Genomic DNA, 7,394 nt, shown 5'->3' on the forward strand with positions numbered 1-7,394 from the left:
CGCGCAGGTCGTCCACGCAGGCGCGGACCAGCGAGGCGATGGTCTCCGGAGCGAGGCCGCGGCCGAGCCGGGCGACGTGGTCGGCATCGAGCAGCGGCGGTGCGGCGGCGGCAGCCTGCGGCCGCGGCTCGGCGCCCGGCTCCGTCGCCTCGCCGAGCATTTCGAGCAGCACCGCACCGAGCATCCGCCCCGTCACCGGCTTGGCCAGCACGCCGTTCAGGCCGGCAGCCAGGAAGCGCTCGCGGTCGCCCGCCATGACGTTCGCGGTGAGCGCGACGATCGGCACGGTCCCGGCGGGCGGCGGCAGGCGGCGGATCGCCGCGGTGGCGGCGAGCCCGTCCATCTCCGGCATGAACATGTCCATGAAGACGATGTCGTAGGGGCGCGCGCGCACGGCCTCGACCGCCTCGATCCCGTTGGCGACCACGTCGACGTGGTGTCCGTCCTTGCGCAGCCAGGTGGCGGTGACGAGCTGGTTCGCCGGACTGTCCTCGGCCAGGAGCACGCGCGCGCGGCGCGGGCGGCGGGCCGGTTCCGCCGGATCCTCGGCCGGCTCCGGTGCCCGCTCGGCCGGGGCGAGCGGCAGGGTGAAGGCGAAGACCGACCCGCCGCCCGCGCGGTCCTCGACGCCGATCGTACCACCCAGCAGCTCGACCAGGCGCCGGCAGATGGCAAGCCCGAGCCCGGTGCCGCCGGTGCGCCGCGCATCGGGCGGTTCGAGCTGGGAGAAGGGCTGGAACAGGCGCGACCGCTCGCCCGGCGGGATGCCCGGGCCGCGATCGGCCACCGCGAAGCGGATGCGCGGGGCGAGGCCGATCCCGACCGCAGGCGCGCTCTCGGCGGAGACGACGATGTCGCCGCCGCGGCTGAACTTCACCGCATTGGAGAGCAGGTTGAGCAGGATCTGGCGGATCCGCCCGGCATCCCCCCGCAGATGCTCGGGCACGGTGGTGCCGATCTCGAGCGCGATCGTCAAGCCGCGCGCCTGCGCCGAGGCCCGGAACAGCTCGACCACGCCCGCCATGAGCTGCGGCAGCGAGAAGTCGGAGGCCTCGAGCGCGAGCCGTCCGGCCTCGATCTTCGAGAGGTCGAGAATGTCGTTGATGATCGCCAGCAGATGCTCGGCGCTGTCGCGCGCGGTGTCGAGGTAGCGCCGCTGCTCCTCGTCGAGCCGGGTCTCGGCGAGCAGGCCGAGCGTGCCGATCACGGCGTTCATCGGCGTGCGGATCTCGTGGCTGACCACGGCGACGAAGCTCGACTTCGCCGCCGAGGCGGCCTCCGCCATCTCGCGCGCGCGGCGCATCTGCTCCTCGGCGCGCCGACGCGGGGTGACGTCGGTATAGATCGTGACGAAGCCGCCACCGGGCAGGCCGGTGCGCTTGAACTCGATCACCCGCCCGTCGGGGCGGGTGCGCTCGTAGACGCCGAAGCGCCCCGAGCGGACCACGTCCAGGCGGCGGCGCACCTCGGTCTCGACATCGACCACACCGAACTCGCCGCGTCCGGCCTGGGCGCGGATGATGCCCTCGTAGGGCGCGCCCTCGTAGAGCACCTCGTCCGGCAGGCCGAGCAGGTCCTGCAGCCGGTCGTTCCAGGTGACGAGGCGGAGATTCGCGTCGAAGACGGTGACGCCGTCGGAGAGGTTGGCGAGCGTCGTCTCGAGCAGGGCGGTCTTCTCGTCCGCCTGGCGCTTGGCGCGCGCGATCGCGCGGTTCGCCGCTTCGAGCTGGGCCCGGTCGGCATCGAGTTCGGCCTCGCGGCGGGCGCGCCGGCGCGCCTCGATCGCGAGGGCTGCGATCAGCGCGCCGAGCGCGAGGGTGATCGCCGCCGCGCCCAGGAGCGCGCGCTGCTCGCTCGTCCTGACCGCCGCCGTCGTGGCCTGTCGCGACGTCGCGATCACGGCAGCCACCGGCAGGTCCGGCAGATGGCGGAACGCGACCGGCCCGCTGTCCTCGTCGGCCTCCTCGATCGAGGCGACGACCCCTTGCGCGCTGCCGCGAAGTGCTGCGATCAGCCCGGGCCGGTCGAGGGTCGCCCCCGGCGGCGGCAGGGTCTCGCCCGAACGGGCGAGCACGATGGCGTCGGTGCGCACGACCGCCGCGGTCGCGCCGGGGCCGAAGCCGCGCAGCCATTCGCCGTTCGCGAGCAGGGTCGGGTCGATGAAGCCGACGACCACGCCGCCGAAGCCGCCGCCGTCACGGCTGATCCGGCGCGAGAGGCTGAGCGCCGGCTGGCCGGAGATCGGTTCCGGCAGAGGCCGGCCGATGATCGGCCGGGCCGGGTCGAAGGGCAGGTTGGCGCGCACATAGTCGCGATCATGGGCGAGCACCACGCCGTCCACGCGCCCCTGGGTGCTGGCCAGGACGCGCCCGTCCGCATCGATCACGGCAATCGCCAGCAGGGCCGGATCGATCGCCCCCAGTCGCGCCGCAAGGCCGGTCAGCGAGACTGCTCCCGCCCGTCCCTCGGCCTGCCCGACGAGCGCCAGCAGCACCTCGTCGACCGCGGCGAACACGCGCCGCAGATGCGTCTGCAGCGCCAGCGCGGCGATCTCGGCGCGCTCAGCGGTCTCCTCCATCGCCCGGGCGCGCTCGCGCGCGAGCTGGCCAAGCACTGCCGCCCACAGCACCAGCACGGCGAGCACGCCCGCGGCCGGAAGGCCGAGCCGTCGCGGCAGCGCGGCCCTCACGGCAGGCCCGCCCGCGCGCTCGGCCGGTGCGGCGGACCGGGAGGCTCCGGGCACGACGTCACGGCCTGGATCCTCCGATGCCTGCGGCGCGAGGACAGGGGGCCCGCAGCCCCCTGGGCGCCAACGCTGCCCGCCGCCCCGGTCCGGGGCAACCGCTGCATGCGGCGCGCCGTCTTGCCCCTGCGGGGCGGTCTCACTATGGTCCGGCCGCCCGCGCGGCGCCGTCCGGCGCCATCCCGTCGCGCCCCCGTTTCCGAGGAAGAGCCGATGCCCAAGATCAAGGTGAAGAATCCCGTCGTCGAGATGGACGGGGACGAGATGACGCGGATCATCTGGGGCTTCATCAAGGACAAGCTCATCCTGCCCTATCTCGACATCGACCTGAAGTACTACGACCTCGGCATCCAGAAGCGCGACGAGACCAACGACCAGATCACCGTCGAGGCGGCGCACGCGACCCGAAAGTACGGCGTCGCCGTCAAATGCGCCACCATCACGCCCGACGAGGCGCGCGTGAAGGAGTTCGGGCTGAAGAAGATGTGGAAGAGCCCGAACGGCACGATCCGCAACATCCTCGACGGCACGATCTTCCGCGAGCCGATCATCTGCCGCAACGTGCCGCGCCTGGTGCCGCACTGGGACCAGCCGATCGTGGTCGGCCGCCACGCCTATGGCGACATCTACCGCGCCGCCGAGTTCAAGATCCCCGGCCCCGGCACCGTGACGATCACCTGGACGCCGCATGACGGCACGCCCGGCCTCGCCCTCGAGGTGATGGACATGAAGGGCCCGGGAGTCGCGCTCGGGATGCACAACACGCGCGCCTCGATCGAGGGATTCGCGCGCGCCTGCTTCAACTACGGGCTGATGCGCAACTACCCGGTCTATCTCTCGACCAAGAACACGATCCTCAAGGCCTATGACGGCATGTTCAAGGACGTGTTCGAGGAGGTCTTCGCCGCCGAGTTCAAGGCCGAGTTCGACCGTCGCGGCCTGACCTACGAGCACCGGCTGATCGACGACATGGTCGCCTGCATGCTGAAGTGGCGCGGCGGCTATGTCTGGGCCTGCAAGAACTACGACGGCGACGTCGAGTCCGACGTGGTGGCGCAGGGCTTCGGCTCGCTCGGGCTGATGACCTCGGTGCTGCTCACGCCCGACGGGAAGTGCGTCGAGGCCGAGGCCGCGCACGGCACGGTGACGCGCCACTACCGCGACCACCAGGCGGGCAAGGAGACCTCGACCAACCCGATCGCCTCGATCTTCGCCTGGACACGCGGGCTCGCCTATCGCGGCCGGTTCGACGACACGCCCGAGGTGGTGAAGTTCGCCGAGACGCTCGAGCGCGTCTGCATCGAGACGGTGGAGGCCGGCTACATGACCAAGGATCTCGCGCTGCTGATCGGCAAGGACCAGCCCTGGCTGAACACCCAGGCCTTCCTCGACCGGATCGACGCCAACCTGAAGGCCGCGATGGGGGCCTGATCAGCCCTTCCCGCCGGCCAGCCGCACGGCCATCGGGCTTGCCCTGAGCCGCGCCATCGCGAGGCAGCCGAGCGCGGGCCCGATCGCCAGCACAGCGAAGGCGCCGCCCTGCCAGCCGAGGTGCGCGACCAGCCAGGGCATGGCCTGGATGGTGGCGAGGGTGAGTGCGAAGCCGAGCGAGGTCTGTACCGTCAGCAGCGTGCCGACGAGGCCCGGCTCGGCGAGTTCCGCCACGCTCGCCGAGAACTGCGCCGAATCGGCCACGACCGTCACCCCCCAGACGAGGCCGAGTGCCACCACCAGCGCCGGATGGGCGCCGAAGGCGGGGCCCGCGAGCAGGCAGCAGCCGCCGCTGATCGCCATGGCCCAGATCGTCACGCGCGTCCGCCCCACGCGGTCGGCGAGCAGCCCGGCGGCGACGCAGCCGGCCGCGCCCGCGCCCATCACCACGAAGGTGGCGTAGGCCGCAGCCGCGCCGACCGTGCCGTCGGGCGCGCCGCGCCAGGCGGCGAAGCTCGCCGCCAGATAGGGTCCGATCCAGGCCCACATCGCGTAGAGCTCCCACATGTGGCCGAGATAGCCGAGGGTGGCGAGCAGCGCGCCGCGATTGCGGAACAGCGCCACCGCGTGGGCGGCGCGGAAGGGCGGCGCCGGGGCGTGGCGCGGCCCGAGCCGCACGGCGAGGATCAGCGCGGCGGCCGCGACCGCGGCCGCGGAACTCGCCGCGACGGTCACGCGCCAGTCGAGCCCGCCCAGCGCATTGGCGAGATGCGGGGTGGCCGAGCCCAGCGTCACCCCGCCGACGAGCAAGCCGACCAGCAGTCCCGTGTCGTTGCGGTCCGCCCAGCCCGCGGCGAGCTTCATCCCCGGGGGATAGACGCCGGCAAGCGCGGCTCCCGTGACGGCACGGAGTGCGAGCACTGCCGGATGTCCCACCGGCAGGGCGAGGATCAGCGCGTTGGCTGCCGCACCGACCAGCGCCGCGCCCGCGCTCAGGCGCCGCGGGTCGAAGCGGTCGGACAAGGCGAGTGCGGCGGAGCCGAGCGTGCCGGCGACGAAGCCCGCCTGCACGGCGCCCGTCAGCCAGGCGAGAAAACCCGCCGGCAGCACCGCTTCGCGCGCCATCGGCGGCCCTGCGGCGGTGCCGGAGAACCACAAGGTGAGCCCCAGCACCTGGGCACAGACGATCAGCGCGAGATGGAAGGACTTGCCGGGCGGCACGCCGCGGCTACAGCGGCAGCGACGGATCGATCACGGTGACCTCCGGGTCGCCCTCCATCAGCCGCGTGCGCAGATCGACCACGCTCTGCGCGATCGGCTGGAGCCATTCCGGCGTGATCGTGTCCGGCGCGCGGCTCAGCACGGCCTCGAGCCAGCCTCGGCCCTCGCCCCAGGCGCCCCAGAGCGTCTGCAGCGTGCGCCCCGGCGGAGCGAACACGCTGCGCCTCGCCAGCACCGTGCCGTGATAGGCGAGCTTGCGGCGCACCGGCACCGCGCCGCTCTCGGCGTCCCGGATCTCGCCGCCCGCGGTCGCCTGCATCGGCTGCGGCGCGTTCTCGGCGACGTCGAAGGTGGCGGCGTGGGCGAGTTCCCACTCCTCGATCTCGGTGCGCGAGATCCCGGGCTTCGTGCGCCAGGTCCAGACGACGACGATGTAGCCGGCGGCCGCCATCACCGCCTTGGGCGGAATGCTGCCGGCCGTGCGCACGGAAAGACGCACCGGCTCGACCCGCGGCTCGGCCAGCGCGCCGTCGGCGTCGATCAGCGCGCGGAGGAAGAGGAGGGTGCGGTCGCGGCGGCTCATGGTGCGGTCTCCTGCGTGGCCCCGGGCGTGCGGGTGACGATTCCGGCCTCGACCAGAAGGGCGAGGCCGCGATGCAGCGTGTCGCGCGCGACGTTGCCGCCGGCCACGCGCCGCACCGTCTCGGCGAAGTCCCGCTCGATCTCGGCGAGTGTTGCCCCGTCGCACAGCATGGCGATCAGCCAGGTGGTGGCGTTGAGCTCGGTCAGCGCCGGTCGCGCGCGCGTGTAGGCGTAGGCGAGGCCCCATTCGGGCATCGGCCGCAGCACCACGCCGGGGGCCCGGTCAAGCCGGTCGGTCGGGCAGAACACGGAGATCGGTTCCCTGGTTCATCGTTTCGCAGAACGGATCGGGCGCGTCCCAGCGCCCGTGGAAGGCATAGGCGGTGGCGCGGCAGCCGCCGCGGGTGAGCTGGCTCGATGCGCAGTCGGGACAGTGCCCCTCGACCGCGCCGGCACGCAAGCGCCGATAGAGCGGATGGTTCCAGGTCTCGAGCCAGGGGGTCGTGCGCAGGTCGCCGTAGTCGACGTATTCGCGCAGATACGGGCAGCCGATCGCGCGGCCGTAGGGATCGATCGCGGCGTTCTGCCAGCAGCAGTTCGCGTCGTTCGGGTGCCAGGACTGCATCAGCCGAAGCCCCGGCGGCAGGGCGGCGGCGACGGCGCGGAGTGCGGCCATCTGCTCGGCGAGCGGAAGCGCGAGCTCGCTCCAGTTCCGCCGCGCGCGGCCGAGCGGGTAGAGGCGCAGCACGCCGAACTCGTCCGCCCCCGACCCGGCGGCGAGCCGCGCCAGCGCCGGCAGCGCGGCGGCGTTCGGGCGGCAGAGGATCGCCAGGATCGAGACCGGCAGGCCGTGGCGGCGCAGCGCGGCGATGCCGGCGGTCGCGGCCGCGAAGCTGCCGGGTGTTGCGGTCAGCGCGTCATGCGTCGCCGCATCCGCGGCGAGGAGGTCGACATAGACGCGGCCGATGCCGAGGGCGGCCAGCCGCGCGGCCACGTGGTCGTCGATCGTCACCGCGTGGGTGCGCAGCGTGGTGAACATGCGTCCCGCCGCGTGCGCGAGGATCGTCTCGGCATCCGCGCGCGCGAGCGGCTCGCCGCCCTCGACGAAGACGTTGATCACGCCCGCCTCGGCGAGCGCGTCGATCAGCCGCAGCCAGGTCGCGGTGTCGAGTTCCTCGGCGGCCGGGCGGGCGCCGCACTCGGCGTAGCAGAGGCGGCAGGCGAGCGGGCAACGCGCGGTCAGGCAGAGCGTCAGCTTCATCGGCCGCGCCATCCACGGCGCGCCGGTCGCCGGGTCGGGCGGCAGGGTCATGACCCGATCATCGCGCGCACCGCCGCGACGGCGGCGGCGGCATCGAGCAGGCCGGCGCCGGCGCGCTCGGTGCCGGCGGGGTCGGTGGAGGCGACGGGCAGCGGG

General features: G+C 73.4%; 6 protein-coding genes. 1 reads left to right on the forward strand and 5 read right to left on the reverse strand.

Translation table 11 applies throughout. The features are described from left to right. The coding region (locus FK498_RS15795; RefSeq protein WP_141856214.1) for a PAS-domain containing protein at positions 1-2,689 on the reverse strand (2,689 nt) is incomplete at its 3' end. A gap of 267 nt (positions 2,690-2,956) precedes the next feature. Here FK498_RS15795 and FK498_RS15800 point away from each other — a divergent pair. After that, positions 2,957-4,174, forward strand: coding sequence for an NADP-dependent isocitrate dehydrogenase (locus tag FK498_RS15800; protein ID WP_141856216.1), 1,218 nt, complete (start codon positions 2,957-2,959; stop codon positions 4,172-4,174). Here the strand turns inward: FK498_RS15800 and FK498_RS15805 are convergent, their stop codons facing one another. The 4 genes from FK498_RS15805 to FK498_RS15820 are packed head-to-tail and all read right to left on the reverse strand — an operon-like array spanning position 4,175 to position 7,289. Next, positions 4,175-5,395: an MFS transporter gene (locus tag FK498_RS15805; RefSeq protein ID WP_141856218.1), complete on the reverse strand. Its 1,221-nt coding sequence runs from the start codon at positions 5,393-5,395 to the stop codon at positions 4,175-4,177. It lies immediately after the preceding gene. Between the two features lie 7 nt (positions 5,396-5,402). After that, positions 5,403-5,978 (reverse strand): hypothetical protein, encoded by a 576-nt coding sequence (locus FK498_RS15810; protein ID WP_141856220.1) that lies wholly within the window; start codon positions 5,976-5,978, stop codon positions 5,403-5,405. Then, the gene (locus tag FK498_RS15815) at positions 5,975-6,286 is read right to left on the reverse strand and encodes a hypothetical protein (RefSeq protein ID WP_141856222.1); all 312 of its coding nucleotides are present in this window, start codon (positions 6,284-6,286) and stop codon (positions 5,975-5,977) included. Before FK498_RS15815 ends, FK498_RS15810 begins: the two co-directional genes overlap by 4 nt. Further along, positions 6,261-7,289, reverse strand: coding sequence for a radical SAM protein (locus tag FK498_RS15820; RefSeq protein WP_202614880.1), 1,029 nt, complete (start codon positions 7,287-7,289; stop codon positions 6,261-6,263). The genes FK498_RS15815 and FK498_RS15820 overlap by 26 nt, the downstream gene beginning before the upstream one ends. Positions 7,290-7,394 lie beyond the last annotated feature (105 nt).

It is taken from the genome of Elioraea sp. Yellowstone (assembly GCF_006704265.1).
Taxonomy (GTDB): domain Bacteria; phylum Pseudomonadota; class Alphaproteobacteria; order Acetobacterales; family Acetobacteraceae; genus Elioraea.

Excerpts from the sequence above, each read along its gene's own strand:
- FK498_RS15800 (WP_141856216.1), top strand. The coding sequence starts at position 2,957 with ATGCCCAAGATCAAGGTGAAGAATCCCGTCGTCGAGATGGACGGGGAC.
- FK498_RS15810 (WP_141856220.1), bottom strand. The coding sequence starts at position 5,978 with ATGAGCCGCCGCGACCGCACCCTCCTCTTCCTCCGCGCGCTGATCGAC.
- FK498_RS15820 (WP_202614880.1), bottom strand. The coding sequence starts at position 7,289 with ATGACCCTGCCGCCCGACCCGGCGACCGGCGCGCCGTGGATGGCGCGG.